This window comes from Photobacterium sp. Alg240-V54, from assembly GCF_900537155.1.
In the GTDB taxonomy this organism is placed as follows: domain Bacteria; phylum Pseudomonadota; class Gammaproteobacteria; order Enterobacterales; family Vibrionaceae; genus Photobacterium.
Genome location: NZ_UNRL01000003.1, coordinates 525,688 through 542,680, shown reverse-complemented (window position 1 = coordinate 542,680; position 16,993 = coordinate 525,688). Strand labels below are relative to the sequence as shown.

At 42.0% G+C, this 16,993-nt stretch carries 15 protein-coding genes and 11 tRNA genes; 10 read left to right on the top strand and 16 right to left on the bottom strand.

Annotation, left to right across the window (positions count from 1 at the left end; genetic code table 11):
- Positions 1-114: 114 nt before the first annotated feature.
- From G6R09_RS11500 to G6R09_RS11490, 3 genes are all read left to right on the top strand, one after another.
- Complete coding sequence (locus G6R09_RS11500; protein WP_065169041.1) at positions 115-1,275, top strand: 2-octaprenyl-3-methyl-6-methoxy-1,4-benzoquinol hydroxylase; 1,161 nt, start codon at positions 115-117, stop codon at positions 1,273-1,275.
- Between the two features lie 76 nt (positions 1,276-1,351).
- A complete protein-coding gene (locus G6R09_RS11495) occupies positions 1,352-2,926 on the top strand; it encodes an FUSC family protein (protein ID WP_163922493.1) in 1,575 nt (524 codons plus the stop codon).
- The gene (locus G6R09_RS11490) at positions 2,875-3,435 is read left to right on the top strand and encodes a hypothetical protein (protein ID WP_163922490.1); all 561 of its coding nucleotides are present in this window, start codon (positions 2,875-2,877) and stop codon (positions 3,433-3,435) included. The genes G6R09_RS11495 and G6R09_RS11490 overlap by 52 nt, the downstream gene beginning before the upstream one ends.
- 136 nt (positions 3,436-3,571) lie before the next feature.
- Here the strand turns inward: G6R09_RS11490 and G6R09_RS11485 are convergent.
- The 16 genes from G6R09_RS11485 to lolB all read right to left on the bottom strand — a co-directional run bounded on the left by G6R09_RS11485 (position 3,572) and on the right by lolB (position 9,865).
- Positions 3,572-3,656 (bottom strand) — tRNA-Leu (locus tag G6R09_RS11485).
- 35 nt (positions 3,657-3,691) lie between these two features.
- Positions 3,692-3,768: transfer RNA gene (locus tag G6R09_RS11480), tRNA-Met, on the bottom strand.
- Between the two features lie 38 nt (positions 3,769-3,806).
- Positions 3,807-3,881: transfer RNA gene (locus G6R09_RS11475), tRNA-Gln, on the bottom strand.
- Between the two features lie 42 nt (positions 3,882-3,923).
- Positions 3,924-4,008 (bottom strand) — tRNA-Leu (locus G6R09_RS11470).
- Between the two features lie 83 nt (positions 4,009-4,091).
- A tRNA-Leu gene (locus G6R09_RS11465) sits at positions 4,092-4,176 on the bottom strand.
- Positions 4,177-4,209: 33 nt separating this feature from the next.
- Positions 4,210-4,284: transfer RNA gene (locus tag G6R09_RS11460), tRNA-Gln, on the bottom strand.
- 63 nt (positions 4,285-4,347) lie between these two features.
- A tRNA-Leu gene (locus tag G6R09_RS11455) sits at positions 4,348-4,432 on the bottom strand.
- Between the two features lie 82 nt (positions 4,433-4,514).
- Positions 4,515-4,591 (bottom strand) — tRNA-Met (locus G6R09_RS11450).
- A 38-nt stretch (positions 4,592-4,629) separates the two neighbouring features.
- Positions 4,630-4,704, bottom strand: a tRNA-Gln gene (locus G6R09_RS11445).
- A gap of 42 nt (positions 4,705-4,746) precedes the next feature.
- A tRNA-Leu gene (locus G6R09_RS11440) sits at positions 4,747-4,831 on the bottom strand.
- 49 nt (positions 4,832-4,880) lie between these two features.
- Positions 4,881-4,957 (bottom strand) — tRNA-Met (locus G6R09_RS11435).
- Between the two features lie 302 nt (positions 4,958-5,259).
- A complete protein-coding gene (ychF, locus tag G6R09_RS11430; RefSeq protein WP_065176374.1) occupies positions 5,260-6,351 on the bottom strand; it encodes a redox-regulated ATPase YchF in 1,092 nt (363 codons plus the stop codon).
- 92 nt (positions 6,352-6,443) lie between these two features.
- Positions 6,444-7,034 carry an aminoacyl-tRNA hydrolase gene (gene pth, locus G6R09_RS11425; RefSeq protein ID WP_060997421.1) on the bottom strand — a complete coding sequence of 197 codons (591 nt, stop codon included), beginning with the start codon at positions 7,032-7,034 and terminating at the stop codon, positions 6,444-6,446.
- 248 nt (positions 7,035-7,282) lie between these two features.
- Positions 7,283-8,230: a ribose-phosphate pyrophosphokinase gene (locus G6R09_RS11420; RefSeq protein WP_036793517.1), complete on the bottom strand. Its 948-nt coding sequence runs from the start codon at positions 8,228-8,230 to the stop codon at positions 7,283-7,285.
- A gap of 32 nt (positions 8,231-8,262) precedes the next feature.
- Positions 8,263-9,141 carry a 4-(cytidine 5'-diphospho)-2-C-methyl-D-erythritol kinase gene (gene ispE, locus G6R09_RS11415; RefSeq protein WP_163922487.1) on the bottom strand — a complete coding sequence of 293 codons (879 nt, stop codon included), beginning with the start codon at positions 9,139-9,141 and terminating at the stop codon, positions 8,263-8,265.
- A gap of 55 nt (positions 9,142-9,196) precedes the next feature.
- Positions 9,197-9,865 (bottom strand): lipoprotein insertase outer membrane protein LolB, encoded by a 669-nt coding sequence (lolB, locus tag G6R09_RS11410; RefSeq protein ID WP_163922484.1) that lies wholly within the window; start codon positions 9,863-9,865, stop codon positions 9,197-9,199.
- Between the two features lie 214 nt (positions 9,866-10,079).
- Here lolB and hemA point away from each other — a divergent pair, with 214 nt between their 5' ends.
- The 7 genes from hemA (at position 10,080) to G6R09_RS11375 (ending at position 16,949) form a co-directional block, all read left to right on the top strand.
- The gene (gene hemA, locus G6R09_RS11405) at positions 10,080-11,342 is read left to right on the top strand and encodes a glutamyl-tRNA reductase (RefSeq protein WP_065169039.1); all 1,263 of its coding nucleotides are present in this window, start codon (positions 10,080-10,082) and stop codon (positions 11,340-11,342) included.
- Positions 11,343-11,386: 44 nt separating this feature from the next.
- Positions 11,387-12,475: a peptide chain release factor 1 gene (gene prfA, locus G6R09_RS11400; protein ID WP_060997418.1), complete on the top strand. Its 1,089-nt coding sequence runs from the start codon at positions 11,387-11,389 to the stop codon at positions 12,473-12,475.
- The gene (gene prmC / locus G6R09_RS11395; RefSeq protein ID WP_163922481.1) at positions 12,475-13,332 is read left to right on the top strand and encodes a peptide chain release factor N(5)-glutamine methyltransferase; all 858 of its coding nucleotides are present in this window, start codon (positions 12,475-12,477) and stop codon (positions 13,330-13,332) included. The genes prfA and prmC overlap by 1 nt, the downstream gene beginning before the upstream one ends.
- A gap of 2 nt (positions 13,333-13,334) precedes the next feature.
- Positions 13,335-13,715, top strand: coding sequence for a SirB2 family protein (locus G6R09_RS11390; RefSeq protein ID WP_065169093.1), 381 nt, complete (start codon positions 13,335-13,337; stop codon positions 13,713-13,715).
- Positions 13,716-13,728: 13 nt separating this feature from the next.
- On the top strand, positions 13,729-14,538 hold the full coding sequence (locus tag G6R09_RS11385) for a SirB1 family protein (RefSeq protein ID WP_065169037.1): 810 nt from the start codon (positions 13,729-13,731) through the stop codon (positions 14,536-14,538).
- Positions 14,539-14,552: 14 nt separating this feature from the next.
- Entirely contained in the window at positions 14,553-15,407 is an 855-nt protein-coding gene (gene kdsA, locus G6R09_RS11380) for a 3-deoxy-8-phosphooctulonate synthase (protein WP_065169036.1), read from the top strand.
- Positions 15,408-15,689: 282 nt separating this feature from the next.
- Entirely contained in the window at positions 15,690-16,949 is a 1,260-nt protein-coding gene (locus tag G6R09_RS11375; protein WP_065169035.1) for an HAAAP family serine/threonine permease, read from the top strand.
- Positions 16,950-16,993 lie beyond the last annotated feature (44 nt).

Below are 16,993 nucleotides of genomic sequence, written 5' to 3'. Positions count from 1 at the left end.
AAATACATTATTGGAGTACACCGTTAAGCGTGTTTTCTTATACAATTATTCAACATAATGGTTGGCAAGATTATAACTAAATAACAAGCCAAGACATAATAGGCAGGTGAAAAGATGGAACAATATGATGTTATTGTTGCTGGTGGCGGCATGGTTGGCGCAGCAGCTGCAATCGGTTTAGCTCAGCAAGGATTTGAAGTCGCAGTTATTGAAGGTTACGCGCCTGCCCCTTTTGTTGCTGAGCAAGCGATGGATTTACGGGTGTCCGCGATTTCGCCACACTCAGTCGCACTATTAGAACAATTAGGCGCATGGCAAGCGGTGTTAGCGATGCGTTTATGTCCTTTTAAGCGGCTTGAAACATGGGAACATCCAGAGTGTCGAACCCGCTTTAATGCTGATGAAATGCAGCTACAGCAATTGGGCTATATTGTTGAAAATCGCGTGATCCAACTCGCGCTATGGCAGCAATTTGAACAATACGACAATATTAGTTTATTGTGTCCTGCAACCATGGTAGCAGCAACAGCAATTGATGATGGTTATCAGGTGGAATTAAATGATGGTGGATTGATTAATTGTGGTTTATTGATCGGTGCAGATGGCGCCAACTCGCAAGTACGTCACCAAGCAAATATTGGTATTACAGCATGGGATTATCGCCACCATTGTATGTTGATTAATATTGCAACGGCGTTACCACAGCAAGACATTACTTGGCAGCAGTTTACGCCTGCTGGTCCACGGTCATTTTTGCCGTTAGCCGGTCATCAAGGATCGTTAGTTTGGTATGACTCTCCTGCGCGTATTCGACAATTGTCAGCTATGCCTGCAGCCCAATTACAGGCAGAGATCATGGCTACTTTTCCAAGTGAGTTAGGCGAGTTTACCGTGCTTAATCATGGCAGTTTTCCGTTAACCCGTCGCCATGCACAAACATACTATAAACCCAATGTGGTGTTATTAGGTGATGCTGCACATACCATTAACCCTTTAGCGGGCCAAGGGGTTAATTTGGGTTTTAAAGATGTTGGTTGCTTATTAGATAAAATAAGCCAAGCGGGTAGTGATTGGCAACAACCGCAAGTGTTGGCGAATTATGAACGTTGTCGCCGACCTGATAATTTGTTAATGCAAACAGGTATGGATTTTTTCTACAGTACTTTTAGCAATAATATTGGACCATTAAAGCTACTACGTAATGTCAGTTTACGGGTTGCAGATCATACTGGTGCTATGAAAAAACAGGTGCTTAAATACGCGATGGGGATTTAAAGCAAAGGGGGGCTCTTTTTGAATTGAAGTTTATTGGATAGTGCTTGTTGTTTGTGACATCTTTGTTATGGCAAAGATGAATTCACAGGAGGAAGCCTTGTTTATTACTAACATCAGCCGATTTTTAACGCGACTGTGGTATTACCCTTCGTTAAATATGGGATTAAGAGGCTCGGCAGCGATCATTCTGATCGGCGTGCTTGGCATGGTTGGAGAACGATTAGATTTAGCCTCTTATGCCATCATTGCCATGCCAGCAGCATTATTAAGCGGTCTAGATCAACCGGGTCCTAAACGATGGCAACGGCTCGGTATCTCGATTGTGATGTGGACTGCTGCTATCACGCTTTCGTTGGGGCTTTTTTATAGTCCATTACCGTTATGGCTCTGCTTTGCTATTATTGCGATGTTACTTGCCTCTCCTGCTGTGAATGGTCCATTCTGGACGCGATTAGGTATTTCTTCGCTCTATTTAGCTACGGTTTGTTTCTCTTTATTTAATCAACATTCGCCACTACAAAATTTCCCGGTATTATTATTCGGCCCGATGATATTTGCGCTGTTTAGTTGGTTGTGGTTTGTGGTATGGCAAAATCTAGCCTTACGCTCAAGCCTGGCTGCTATTTATAATGGCTTAGCGGATTATATTGCATTGAGGCAACGGATATTATTAGGAGAAGCCGAGTTGCTGCCGGTTTTATCAAACCAAAAACATCGCTTGGTTGATTTATTTAGCCAAACGATTCAATCAAGCGCATCGTATACTGCGACAGCAAAGCGCCAATCATTGATAGCCAGTTTACAGGTTGCAAGTGATGTTTTTGAATTAGCTATTATTGGTCATTCAACGAATCAACTACTCTTAGCTCGGTTTGAGGATCCTATTCGTCGCCAGCAGTTGATCTTGTGGAGCCAACATGCGCAACAAATCCTATATCGTCAAGCTAAAGCAATTCAAAGTGGCGGTCGCTACCAGTGTCAACATCAGTTGTCTGCATTAGCGCAACCTCTCGTGGCGAGTACCGTTGATGATGCGCATGCACAATTGCGGCTGTGGGGAAGAGCGATTATTCGTATCTCGCAGGTGATTGAAAATAATAAGCCATTATACCAACGTCAGTTTCAAGTTCAGCCATTTGAATTCACTTGGCGTTGGCCTGTATTTGGTCACCCTATTTGGCGTTATATCGCACGAATGGGAATCATCTTTGCTGTTGGATCTGGCATTGCGCAGTACTTTCAGTTATTGCGTCCAGAGTGGGTGGTGTTAACCATGGTGCTGGTATTGCAGCCTGGATTTGTCGCGACCAGAAGCCGTGTTTGGCAGCGATGTATTGGTACTATTGGCGGATTAGTGTTTGCGCTGGTGGTGATTAAATCAGGGTTACCCGTTGGTGCAATGCAATTGATCACCTTAATGTTAGTTCCAATATCATTAACGTTGATTTTACGCTATTACGTAGCGGCTGTTGGTGGTTTCTGTGCGGTATTGATACTGGCGTTAGAGTTACTTGCTCATCAAGGGTTAGCTCTAATGTTACCACGCTTAATTGATTGTTTTGTGGGGGCAATGGTGGTGTTATTAGGGATGAGCTTTTTGTGGCCGCATGGCGCAGTCACGACATCAATAACAAAGCAACTCAGGGAATAATCACTGCCGGGGTGTTACTTAATTATGCTTTTTGTCAGTTAAAAGGTGATAATCGAGCAGATTTTATTGTTGACGAACAAGCACGGCAAACTTTAATGGGATACCGTAAAAATGTGTTGATGGCTGAGCATGATTGGGAGTTAGTTTTTAATGACATGCAGCAAGAGCCCAAACGTACCCATGAAGATAGTGATTATCAACAACAATTATTAGAACAATACCATCAGCTGGTACATTATCTTTGTATTTTAGTTTCGATGCTACGCAAAGGGGTAGTATTGCCCGCAATTGTTGATTATCAAGTGCCGATTGAGCAAGGGATTGAAGCGTTGGTTATACAGTTACGAGATGGGGTCGATACCACATTTCCTTATCTTGATGATTTAAATACTGAGTTACAGGATGATAGCTTATCTGCAGATCAAATGACGGTAAGGGCGGTGATCATGCTGTCAGCTGCAACATTAAAACATCTTCACCAATTAAAAAGTAGTGGTGAACTGATTTAATCGGTTATCCATATATGAAGATAATAAAAAAGCCGCAAACAAAGTAATATTGTTTGCGGCTTTTTTATGTCTGCTAGGCAGGTAATTACCATTTAGCAGATAAAAGAAAACCTACTCAAAGAGTAGGTTTCTAATATGGTGCGGAAGGAGAGACTTGAACTCTCACACCTTACGGCGCTAGAACCTAAATCTAGTGCGTCTACCAATTCCGCCACTTCCGCAAATTTTTATTCTTAACTGTAAATCAGAAAAGAAATGGTGGCTACGACGGGATTCGAACCTGTGACCCCATCATTATGAGTGATGTGCTCTAACCAACTGAGCTACGTAGCCAACATAGAATACTGAACTTAATCAATACTCTTAAAGAGTGGCAGGTCTACCTGGATTCGAACCAGGGAATGACGGCATCAAAAGCCGTTGCCTTACCGCTTGGCGATAGACCTACAGTGCTTATTTTCATAAGACTTTTCACAAACTAGAGAGAATGGTGCGGAAGGAGAGACTTGAACTCTCACACCTTGCGGCGCTAGAACCTAAATCTAGTGCGTCTACCAATTCCGCCACTTCCGCAAATTGTCAGTTATAAATAACTGTTGTATCTCTAGTAGTATTAATTAAATCAGTAATTGGTAAAAAGCTGATTTAAAGAATAATGGTGCGGAAGGAGAGACTTGAACTCTCACACCTTACGGCGCTAGAACCTAAATCTAGTGCGTCTACCAATTCCGCCACTTCCGCAATGATTAACTGTCGCAACAATTAATCTAAATATGGCAGGTCTACCTGGATTCGAACCAGGGAATGACGGCATCAAAAGCCGTTGCCTTACCGCTTGGCGATAGACCTACAGTGCTTATTTACATAAGCGATGCTTGTTGGGTAGTAACAAGACTTTAAAATCAGAGAGAATGGTGCGGAAGGAGAGACTTGAACTCTCACACCTTGCGGCGCTAGAACCTAAATCTAGTGCGTCTACCAATTCCGCCACTTCCGCATATTGTCAGTTATAAMTAACTGTTGTTCTCTGATCGTATTTTTCAATGTAAGTATAGGTAAATACTTAATTGAAGAATAAATGGTGGCTACGACGGGATTCGAACCTGTGACCCCATCATTATGAGTGATGTGCTCTAACCAACTGAGCTACGTAGCCAACGCARAATACTGAACTTAATCAATACTCTTAAAGAKTGGCAGGTCTACCTGGATTCGAACCAGGGAATGACGGCATCAAAAGCCGTTGCCTTACCGCTTGGCGATAGACCTACAGTGTGCTTTTTCAAGCTTCTTTCAACTCTATTGAAAGAATGGTGCGGAAGGAGAGACTTGAACTCTCACACCTTACGGCGCTAGAACCTAAATCTAGTGCGTCTACCAATTCCGCCACTTCCGCATTTTATCAATGTCTAGCACTGATTTTCAATCTTATAATAAAATTGAAATGGTGGCTACGACGGGATTCGAACCTGTGACCCCATCATTATGAGTGATGTGCTCTAACCAACTGAGCTACGTAGCCATTTTGCATCCAACAGCCACTGCTCTTAGTGAGCCGCTTCGTTGGGAACGGGGCGCATTATGCTCATACCAGCCAAAACCGTCAATAGTTTTTTTTGATAAATGGCGAAAATACGTTTGTTCGGCGGTTATTTGGACGAAGTGGGCGAATCACAAACTGATATCTGATTTGTCAGCTATTAATGATTAAAATTGTGATGTAACTCGATTTTATTTTTATACGCTAGATAATAAAAAATAAGCCAGCACGAGGCTGGCTTATTGATTTATTCGTGGTTATCTCAATGATAACTGAATAAAAAATTATACGTTGAAACGGAAGTGGACAACGTCGCCATCTTTAACAACGTAATCTTTACCTTCTAGACGCCATTTACCTGCATCTTTAGCGCCTGACTCGCCACCGAATTCGATGTAATCGTTGTAACCGATAACTTCAGCGCGAATAAAGCCTTTTTCAAAGTCAGTGTGAATAACACCCGCTGCTTTTGGTGCTGTTGCGCCAACAGGGATAGTCCAAGCACGTACTTCTTTCACACCAGCAGTGAAATAAGTTTGTAATGACAGTAATTCATAACCAGAACGAATTACACGGTTAAGACCCGGCTCTTCGATACCCATATCAGCTAGGAACTCTTCACGATCTTCATCATCAAGCTCAGCGATTTCAGATTCCATTGCTGCACAAATTGGCACAACAATCGCGTTTTCTGTTGCTGCACGCTCAACAACTTTGTCTAGGAATGGGTTATTTTCAAAACCGTCATCGTTAACGTTAGCAATGTACATGGTTGGCTTTAGCGTTAGGAAGTGCAGGTAATCAATCGCTGCTTTTTCTTCTTTGCTTAGTTCCATTGAACGTAGCATGCCGCCATCGGTTAATAGTGGCAGCATTTTTTCTAATACTTTGATCTCGAATTTAGCATCGTTGTCGCCACCTTTTGCACGCTTTGCTAAACGGAAAATAGCACGCTCACAAGTATCAAGGTCAGCCATTGCTAATTCAAGGTTGATGATGTCGATATCTTCAAGAGGGTCAATACGGCCAGCAACGTGAACGATGTTGTCATTTTCAAAACAACGAACAACGTGACCAATCGCATCAGTCTCACGAATGTTAGCTAGGAACTTGTTACCAAGACCTTCACCTTTAGATGCGCCAGCAACAAGGCCTGCGATATCTACAAATTCCATTGTGGTAGGCAGAATACGCTCTGGTTTAACGAATACTGCTAATGCATCCATACGTGGATCTGGTACAGGTACAACGCCTGTATTTGGCTCGATAGTACAGAATGGGAAGTTAGCTGCTTCGATACCTGCTTTTGTTAAGGCATTGAACAGTGTTGACTTACCAACGTTTGGTAGACCTACGATACCGCATTTAAAACCCATGGTTTGTAACCCTTTTGGTGATTATTCTGTAACAACTCAATTATAGTACTCACACGAGCCTATAACGACGAAGTAGTTCTGTTGCCAGTGCGCTACTCTGCCTTGAATGAATGAAGACGATTTTGTGCCTTACTCAGGCCGTCTTTTAGAAGCACATCAATACAACGAACTGATTCATCAACCGCTGCATCGATAAGCTCTTGTTCTTTGGTCGGTGCTTTTCCTAGCACGTAACCAGCGACTTTATTTTTATCACCAGGGTGGCCAATAGCAATCCTTAAGCGATAGAAATCTTTGTTGTTGCCCATTTTGCTAATGATATCACGCAAGCCATTATGACCGCCGTGACCACCGCCTTTTTTGAACTTGGCAACACCAGGAGATAAGTCGAGTTCGTCATGGGCAACTAAAATTTCTTCCGGTTTAATTTGGAAAAAATTCGCCAATGCAGATACAGACTTACCTGATAAATTCATGAATGTGGTTGGGATCAACAAGCGAAGATCTTGACCATTAGTTGTGATCCTGCCTGTGAGACCAAAATATTTTGGATCAGGGCGCAGGGTAACATTATGGACTCGAGCTAGTTCTTCAACGACCCATGCACCAGCATTATGACGGGTTTTTGCATACTCTTGGCCAGGATTTGCCAGGCCGACAAGTAACCGAATATTATTACTCACGCTTGTCTCTCTTGTCATACAGCCGTAGTGATAGCGTTTTGTTATGACCATTATGATGGCTAAACCGCATAATCAGCGGGTTCAAAACGCGCGCTATATTATACCAAACGAAGCTAAATTGATATGGTTCTGCAGTGATCTGCTATTGGCGTAGTGTGCAAAAAATAAAACGCCCCGCAAAAGCGAGGCGTTGGTTTTTATTTAGCTGAGAATTTTACTAAGAAAAATCTCATTCTAATCAGACGTGATTAGTGTTCAAACATAGCAGAAATTGATTCTTCGTTACTGATGCGACGGATCGCCTCAGCTAGCATGCCAGATAAGGTCAGTACTGATACTTTACCTGTTGCTGCAATTTCTTTCGTTAGTGGGATTGAGTCAGTAACAATGATTTCATCAATCACAGATTCAGTGATGTTTTGTAGTGCGCTACCAGAGAATACTGGGTGAGTTGCGTAAGCAAATACACGCTTGGCACCGCGTTCTTTTAGTGCTTCAGCAGCTTTACATAGTGTGCCACCAGTATCGATCATGTCATCAACGATAATACAATCGCGGCCTTCAACATCACCGATTAGATGCATAACTTGAGAAACGTTAGCACGTGGGCGGCGTTTATCGATAATCGCAATATCCGTATCATCTAATAGCTTAGCAATGGCACGCGCACGTACTACACCACCGATATCAGGAGAAACAACCACTGGATCTTGAAGATCTTTCGCTAACATATCTTCAAGTAGCACTGGGCTACCAAATACGTTATCGACAGGAACATCGAAGAAACCTTGAATTTGTTCAGCATGTAGATCAACCGTTAATACGCGGTCAACGCCTACATTAGATAGGAAGTCAGCAACAACTTTAGCAGTGATTGGTACACGAGCAGAACGTACACGACGATCTTGGCGTGCATAACCGAAATATGGAATTACAGCAGTAATACGACCTGCAGAAGCACGACGTAATGCATCGATCATAACAACCAGTTCCATTAGGTTGTCGTTGGTTGGTGCACAAGTTGATTGGATAATAAAGACGTCGCTACCACGAACGTTTTCATTAATTTGCACACACACTTCACCATCGGAGAAACGGTCAACCGTTGCGTCTCCTAATGAAATATAAAGACGATCAGCGATGCGTTGGGCTAGTTCTGGTGTAGCGTTACCAGCAAACAGCTTCATATCAGGCACGGTGTAAACCTCAGGTTGCGTCCAAGTTGTAATTACTGACAATCCATAGAATATGTGGCTAGCGTTGTCATCAAAGGAGATACGTTAACACCTTTTGCGACAAATCCCTGGAGCCAGTCAGGTAAATTATTCAAAATATCATTAGCATTTTGCTCGGTGTTACATTCTGCAAACACACAAGCGCCAGTACCAGTTAATCTTGACGGCGCATATTCTAACAGCCATGAAAGCGCCTGATCAACCTCAGGATTAAGACTTCTTACAATTTTCTCGCAATCGTTTTCGTAAACATCACGTAACAGGGCATCTAAGCTACGTTTTTTGGTATTTCGAGGTAATTGCGGATGGTTGAAAATTTCAGCAGTTGCGATGCTAATATCGGGTTTTGCGACTAAATACCACTTTTCTTGTGGTGCTGCAGGTTGTAATTTTTCACCAACACCTTCCGCAAATGCACTGTGACCTCGAACAAAAACAGGCACATCAGCCCCAAGTGTTAAGCCGATAGTGGCAAGTTCATCAACGGATAAATTGGTTTGCCATAGAAAATTCAATGCCACTAATGTGGTGGCGGCATTGGATGATCCTCCCCCTAGGCCACCGCCCATAGGTAAAATTTTATCAATATGAATGTCAGCGCCAAAATCCACTTGTGCCGCTTGGCGCAGCGCAACAGCGGCACGGTAGATTAAGTTATCTTCTGTGGCAACGCCTGTTATTGCTGGAGTAAGGCTGATGTGATTATCTTGATGAGCAGTAATGGTTAATGTGTCACCATAATCTACAAACTGAAATAAGGTTTGCAGATCGTGATAACCATTGTCTCGTTGACCTGTAATGTAAAGAAAAAGGTTAAGTTTGGCAGGCGCCGGCCACTGCGTAGCAATATCAAATTTAGCGTTGTGGTTCATGAAAACGACTCATTAATTACGTGAATTTTAAGTATTAACAAACAAAGGCTTATTATTATATCTTCCAAGTGGAGACTTTTATTTTGATGGTTAATTGGCCTTGTTTTAAGGTCATCAATATTGGTAGCGATGGTACCTTAGTATTATCGTAACTACTGTAATGCATCTCCCAAGTGCGGCCATCAATTTTTTTGGTGAGAAAGGCCACTTGGTCATTTTTATTGAGTTGATAATGATCAGCGCCTGTTGGAAGACCGATTAACCAATCACGCATTTGTTGAAGAGGTAAATTAATACCAGTTAGTTGTTGCACTAATTGTGCGGCATCGGTGCCATGATAAGTATGACCATCGGGATCGGTAAGTGTGACCGCATCAGGGGCCGCATCCAATTTAAGAATGGTTTTATACATTTTGGTTAAAATGAGTTGATAATCATTGGCTTTATTTTGCCAATTAAAGGTTAAGGTGACCCGTTGCTGAGGGCTGATGTAACCAAATACGCCTTGAGCATGATAACGAGTAAGTTGTTGCAATTGAGCTTGATGAAGTGACCAATCGGCTTTATGGGTGATTACCGGTTGCTGTGCACAGCCTGAAAGAAGTGATAACGATAAGGCGAAAATAGAGAGTAGCCATTTTTTTCTGTGGTTAGTCACTGCTTTTTTTTGAACCGATGTCACAGTGGCTGAAAGGAGATTTGTAGCAAGAGTACGCAATATCATCGTAGGAAGTCTCTATCAGAATGAGCCAAAACAATAGCGATAATTTAATCGAAAGCCAAATTATAACCATTAATGATACGAATAAGGTGGCTAAAAAACGATAAAAATGGTGTCATTACTGATTGATTACCTCTGTTGCCTTTTATTACGACATGGCATCAAGTAAAATCTTCACCTTAGATTTTTTCATTGCCGAAGTGGGTATACTGTTTCCATGACCTTGCTTGCATTAGGAATCAACCACAAAACAGCTTCTGTTGATTTGCGTGAGAAGGTAGCTTTTTCTCCTGAAAAACTGTCTTTGGCACTGCAGGAGCTTAAAAACCATCCTGAAGTTTCGAGTGCGGTGATTGTATCTACATGCAACCGAACCGAAGTTTACTGTGAATTATTGCAGTCAGGACCGGGTGTGATTATTGACTGGTTGACCAAATTTCATCAGATCACAGCCGAAGAATTGATGCCAAGCCTGTACTTCCATGAACAACAAGCCGCGGCGCGCCATTTAATGCGTGTTGCGTGTGGGTTAGATTCGTTAGTATTAGGTGAGCCACAAATCCTAGGACAGGTGAAGCAATCTTATTCGGAATCAAAAGACAATGGAACTGTAGTTGGTACCTTAGAAAAATTGTTTCAAAAAACATTTACCGTTGCTAAGCGGGTTCGTACTGAAACCGATATCGGTGGTAATGCAGTTTCTATTGCTTATGCAGCATGTTCGTTGGCAAGACAAATTTTTGAAGCTTTATCGGGTGTGACAATGTTGCTCATAGGAGCAGGGGAAACCATTGAATTGGTTGCTCGTCATGCTGTTGAGCAAGGGTGTAACCGTTTAATTGTTGCCAACAGAACCCGTGAACGTGCGCTTAATCTTGCACGAGAGTTTGGCGCTGAAGTGATAGGTTTAGAAGATATTCCTGATCATCTTCATTGTGCCGATATCGTCATTAGTTCAACAGCAAGCCCATTACCTATTGTGGGTAAAGGCATGGTTGAAGCGGCCTTAAAACGTCGTCGTCATCAGCCGATGTTATTTGTTGATATTGCTGTACCGCGTGATATTGAATCACAGGTTGGCGATCTTAATGATGTGTATTTATATTCTGTCGATGATCTGTATTCGATTGTCGAGAAAAATCGTGAGCAACGTAAAGTGGCTGCGATTCAAGCTGAAGCGATCATCGCTGAAGAAAGTATTACTTTTATGCAATGGCTACGCTCACTGGAAGCGGTCGATAGTATCCGTGATTATCGTCAATATGCCGAAGCAATAAAAAATGAGCTGTTACAACGCAGCTTACAAGCAATCGCCAATGGTACCGATCCTGAACGAGCCTTGGTAGAATTGAGCAATAAACTAACCAATAAGCTTATCCATGCCCCGACAAAAGCCATGCAGCAGGTTGCCAAAGATGGTGAATCTGACAAATTGGTTGTGATCCGTGAAGCACTCGGGCTGGATTCCTATAACGATTAGCAGTTGATGGCTTTGGCCGTTACTCCGCACTTAATTAGAAGATTATGAAGCAATCAATTTTAGTTAAATTAGAAACGCTGGTTGAACGTTACGAAGAAGTTCAACACCTACTGGGTGATCCCAGTGTCCTTAGTGATCAAAACCGATTTCGTGCACTATCAAAAGAATACTCTCAGCTTGAAGAAGTGACGAAGAGTTTCCAAGCGTACCAACAAGCGCAAGAAAATCTTGAAGCTGCAGAAGAAATGGCACAAGAAGATGACGCTGAAATGCGCGAAATGGCGCAAGAAGAAATCAAAGATGCTAAGGCTGAAATTGAACGTTTAGCCGATGAGTTACAACTATTATTGATTCCAAAAGATCCAAATGATGATCGTAACTGTTTTGTCGAAATCCGTGCTGGTGCAGGTGGTGATGAAGCGGGTATTTTTGCCGGTGATTTGTTCCGTATGTACAGCAAATATGCTGAACGTCGCGGTTGGCGTATGGAGATCATTAGTGAGAACCGTTCAGAGCAAGGCGGCTATAAAGAAATGATCGCTAAAGTGAATGGCGATGGTGCTTATGGCGTTCTAAAATTTGAATCAGGCGGTCACCGCGTACAGCGTGTTCCAGCAACTGAATCTCAAGGCCGTGTTCATACCTCTGCTTGTACTATCGCGATTTTACCTGAAATTCCAGAAGCTGAAATTCCAGAAATTAATGCGGGTGATTTACGTATTGATACTTTCCGTTCATCAGGCGCGGGTGGTCAGCACGTTAACACCACCGACTCAGCTATTCGTATTACTCACTTACCAACGGGTATTGTGGTTGAGTGCCAAGATGAACGTTCGCAGCATAAAAACAAAGCGAAAGCGATGTCAGTGTTAGCTGCGCGTATCATCAAAGCAGAAGAAGAGCGTCGTCACGAAGCTGAAGCAAGTACCCGTCGTAACTTGTTAGGTTCAGGTGATCGTTCTGACCGTATTCGTACTTACAACTACCCACAAGGTCGTGTATCAGACCACCGTATTACGCTAACACTTTACCGTCTAAATGAAGTGATGGAAGGTGATTTAGATGCATTGATTCAACCGGTATTTACTGAATATCAAGCGGATCAACTTGCAGCGATGGCTGAGCAAAACTAATGCCACGTAGCATTGAATGTTTATTACAACAGACCAATGCACAACTTGCGACTGCGGGCTCTAATAGTCCGCAGTTAGACAGTGTTGTATTGTTATGTCATGTATTAGATAAGCCACGTAGTTACTTGTTAACTTGGCCGGAAAAGCAGCTTGATGAGGCGCAATTTGCGACTTTTTCAGCATTGTTAGCCCGTCGAATTGCAGGTGAGCCGATTGCTTATATCGTTGGTGAGCGTGAGTTTTGGTCACTGCCGTTAAAAGTGTCACCGTCGACATTAATTCCTCGCCCTGATACTGAAAGACTGGTTGAATTAGCCCTTGAAAAAATACCAGCAACCGCATGTCAGGTACTTGATTTAGGAACTGGCACGGGTGCAATTGCATTGGCGATAGCCTCTGAACGCAAAGATATTACTGTTACGGGAATTGACTTACGTCCAGAAGCGGTGGCATTAGCGACAGAAAATAGCCTGCGACTCAATATGACCAATAGCCGATTTTTAGCAGGCAGTTGGTATAGTCCTCTTGATCAGCAGCCTCAATTTGCCGTCATTGTGAGTAATCCGCCTTATATAGATGAAGCCGATCCGCATCTTATTGAAGGTGATGTTCGCTTTGAACCTAAAAGTGCGTTAGTTGCGAGTGATAATGGGCTCGCCGATATTCGTATTATTAGTCAAGATGGACGTCAATATTTATTGCCTGGTGGTTGGTTACTCATGGAGCATGGTTTTGAACAAGGCGTTGCCGTTCGAGCTATTCTTGAGCAATTAGGTTACGTACAGGTATCAACAAGTCAAGATTATGCTGGGCTCGATCGAGTAACGATGGGGTGCTGGCTAGGAGATCATTCGTAATGATGTACATGGCAATGAAACATATTCACCTTACCGCAATTGCGTTAAGCGTATTACTGTTTGTTATTCGCTATATAATGGTGATGGCAAACTCAACAATGATGAATAAAAAATTCTTTAAAATAACTCCTCATGTCATTGATACGATCATGCTTGCTTCTGGTGTGGCGTTAATTTTTATTACTGGATTTATGCCATTCACCGCTGGAAATGGTTGGCTGACTGAGAAGTTAACCTGCGTATTGGCATATATCGCATTAGGCTATTTCACCCTTCATCATGGCAAAAACAAAGTATTTAAGACATTTGCCTTCTTAGGTGCGATTGGGTGGTTAGTATTGGCTGCACAATTAGCGATCACTAAAACGCCTATCTTGGGCTAGTGAGAGTAATATCATGATGCCATTTAATGAACAAGATCTTAATCAGATGCCGTTGGTTGATGGAGCGATTGCTTTCATGGCTGAGGTCGACATTGATTTTCCTGCGACATGGGTACAATTGCGTTTGACTCAACTTGCGCAAGAAGCAGAACAAACACTGATGCACGAGCTTAATCCTCGTCTGCGTCTTGAGGGTTTGTTACGACTTTTTTATCATGAATGGGGCTTTCAAGGTGATCAACAGCAATACTTTTCATCTGATAATGCTTTTCTAGATAAAGTATTAGAGCGCCGCAAAGGGATCCCTGTCAGCTTAGGGGCTATCTTGCTTTACTTAGCCAAACACCTTGAATTGCCAGTTGAAAATGTAGGTTTTCCAACCCAGTTTTTATTGAAAGTGATATGGTCACAAGAGGAAATTCAATATATTAATCCTTTTGATGGTGAATTTGTGAGTGTCCATATTTTGCGGAGTTGGTTGATTGGCCATCGTGGTCCATTTGCTGAATTTAAGCCTGAATTTCTTGATGCACAGCAAAATAATGTCATTTTATCGCGCTGGTTAACAGTGATGAAAAGTGCGTTATTGCGTGAAGAACAATTTACAGATGCATTGCGTTGTAGTGATTTAGCCTTAGCATTAAACCCAGGTGATCCGCATGAAATCCGTGATCGCGGTTATATTTACCAGCAACTTGATTGCCTTCATGCAGCAGCGGTTGATTATTCTTATTTTATAGAACAATGCCCAGAAGATCCTGCTGCAGATTTGCTTAAACTTCAAGTAGATGCTCTGTCCGAAGAGCCTCTTACCTTGCACTAGATGAGAAGATAAATATGATGCAACAAAAAATTGTTCGTGTTGGTGATATTGACGTTGCTAACGATAAGCCATTTGTTCTTTTTGGTGGCATGAACGTGCTAGAGTCGCGCGACTTAGCAATGGAAATCTGTGAGCACTACGTAGAAGTAACCAATAAACTGGGTATTCCTTTCGTATTTAAAGCGTCTTTTGATAAAGCAAACCGTTCATCTGTACGTTCATACCGTGGCCCTGGTTTAGAAGAAGGTTTAAAAATCTTCCAAGAATTAAAAGACACCTTTGGTGTGAAAATCATTACAGATATTCATGAAAAAGAACAAGCTCAAGTTGTTGCTGATGTGGTTGATGTGATTCAATTACCGGCTTTTCTTGCTCGCCAAACTGATCTTGTTGCAGCGATGGCTAAAACTGGTGCTGTGATTAATGTGAAAAAACCACAGTTTATGAGCCCAGGCCAAGTGGGTAACATTGTTGAGAAGTTTGCTGAGTGTGATAACCACAATGTGATTCTATGTGAACGTGGTGTATTACACGGTTATGATAATCTTGTGGTTGATATGCTTGGCTTTGATGTAATGAAAAAAGCGTCAAACGGTAGCCCAATCATTTTTGATGTAACCCATGCGCTTCAATGCCGTGATCCACTTGGTGCAGCATCAGGCGGTCGTCGTGAGCAAACTATTGATCTTGCACGCTCTGGTATTGCAACTGGCATTGCTGGTTTATTTATGGAAGCACATCCAACGCCAGATTTAGCACGTTGTGATGGCCCATCAGCTTTCCCATTAGATAAGCTAGAACCATTCCTTGCACAGATTAAGCAACTTGATGACTTAATTAAGAGTTTTGCTCCGATTGAAATCAACTAATTAACGTTGTTGAGATACATTAAGCCCTATGAATTCTATTTATAGGGCTTTTTTGTGTGAAAAGCATACGAAATAGGAAAAATTGTTTAATTGTAAAATTTGGTTTTTTATTCTGATTTAAGTGCTAATTTCTGGTGTAATACTTTGTAAGTTGGCTGTTTTTTAGTTGTTATGCTTTATTGGAATTATAAAATTCAGGGTGATCTGTGTCACTTTTTTTTTGAGTCTTGGCACTGGTCGTTTCATACTACCGCTAAGTTTTATTAGTCGTAGTGAGTTACCGTGTCGATATCACAAGATCTTTCCGCTCTCGAAGCAAAAACCGTCTCCGCAAGTTGGACCAAACATGATACCAGTTGGATGTTGAGCCTCTTTGGTACATCTGTTGGTGCTGGTATTTTATTTTTACCGATTAATATTGGTTCTGGTGGTTTTTGGTCATTAGTTATTATGGCGCTGCTTGCCGGACCGATGACATTTTGGGCTCACCGCGGATTGGCTCGATTTGTTTTATCTTCTAAACAGCCTAATGCTGATTTTACTGATGTGGTTGAAGAGCACTTTGGTCAGCGTTATGGGCGTTTAATCTCTTTATTATACTTCTTATCTATTTTTCCCATTTTGTTGATTTATGGTGTTGGTTTAACCAATACCGTTGATAGTTTTATGGTGCATCAACTCGGTATGGCTGCGCCGTCTCGAGTGATACTTTCAGGTTGTTTAGTGTTTGGTATGATAGCGATCATGCTGGCTGGTGAAAAAACCATGCTACGCGTATTTGGCATGATCGTGTATCCGCTAACGTTTATTTTGGCTGGCATTTCAATTTATCTAATTCCAAGCTGGCACATGCCTAATTTTAGCCTTAATCAAAGTGTTGGTGATTTAAGTGCTTCGTTATGGTTAGCGATTCCAGTAGTAGTGTTTGCATTTAGTTATACACCTGTCGTGTCTGGGTTTGTTAATGCTCAGCGACGTCAATATGGCCATCATGCCCATACTAAATCAGAGACTATTTTAAAACGTACTTCTGTGATGCTAATTGCATTCGTATTATTTTTTGTTTTTTCATGTGTCTTGAGCCTAACACCAGCACAGCTGCAACAAGCAAAAGTCGATAATGTGTCAGTGTTATCGTATTTAGCCAATGTCGAAGATAGTCACTTTATTATGATTCTGGGGCCTTTAATTGCCTTTATTGCGATTACATCATCGTTTTTAGGTCATTTTATGGGGGCACGTGAAAGCTTTAATGGTCTAGTGGCTAAACAAACCTCATTACCAATTAAAACCATCGATAAGATCGGTGTGGTACTGATGTTTATTAGTATTTGGTTTGCTTCGGTAATGAACCCAAGTATTTTAGGCATGATGGAGGCTTTTTCTGGGCCTGTGATTGCGATGATTTTATTTTTGATGCCAATGCTAGCGGTGTATCACATTGAAAGTCTGAAAATCTACCGTGGTAAACTAAGCACATATTTCATCTTAGTGATGGGGTGTTTAGCGGTCGGCGCGATTGTGTTTAACATGGTTAAATAGTACTGCAGATAAATAAAGGCTTGCTCCTGTTAATGTCTACTTAT

What these genes read in the sequence shown, in the direction of transcription:
- G6R09_RS11500 (WP_065169041.1), top strand. Translation starts at nt 115, where the DNA reads ATGGAACAATATGATGTTATTGTTGCTGGTGGCGGCATGGTTGGCGCA.
- G6R09_RS11495 (WP_163922493.1), top strand. Translation starts at nt 1,352, where the DNA reads ATGAATTCACAGGAGGAAGCCTTGTTTATTACTAACATCAGCCGATTT.
- ychF (WP_065176374.1), bottom strand. Translation starts at nt 6,351, where the DNA reads ATGGGTTTTAAATGCGGTATCGTAGGTCTACCAAACGTTGGTAAGTCA.
- ispE (WP_163922487.1), bottom strand. Translation starts at nt 9,141, where the DNA reads ATGAACCACAACGCTAAATTTGATATTGCTACGCAGTGGCCGGCGCCT.
- lolB (WP_163922484.1), bottom strand. Translation starts at nt 9,865, where the DNA reads ATGATATTGCGTACTCTTGCTACAAATCTCCTTTCAGCCACTGTGACA.
- hemA (WP_065169039.1), top strand. Translation starts at nt 10,080, where the DNA reads ATGACCTTGCTTGCATTAGGAATCAACCACAAAACAGCTTCTGTTGAT.
- prfA (WP_060997418.1), top strand. Translation starts at nt 11,387, where the DNA reads ATGAAGCAATCAATTTTAGTTAAATTAGAAACGCTGGTTGAACGTTAC.
- prmC (WP_163922481.1), top strand. Translation starts at nt 12,475, where the DNA reads ATGCCACGTAGCATTGAATGTTTATTACAACAGACCAATGCACAACTT.
- G6R09_RS11390 (WP_065169093.1), top strand. Translation starts at nt 13,335, where the DNA reads ATGTACATGGCAATGAAACATATTCACCTTACCGCAATTGCGTTAAGC.
- G6R09_RS11385 (WP_065169037.1), top strand. Translation starts at nt 13,729, where the DNA reads ATGATGCCATTTAATGAACAAGATCTTAATCAGATGCCGTTGGTTGAT.
- kdsA (WP_065169036.1), top strand. Translation starts at nt 14,553, where the DNA reads ATGATGCAACAAAAAATTGTTCGTGTTGGTGATATTGACGTTGCTAAC.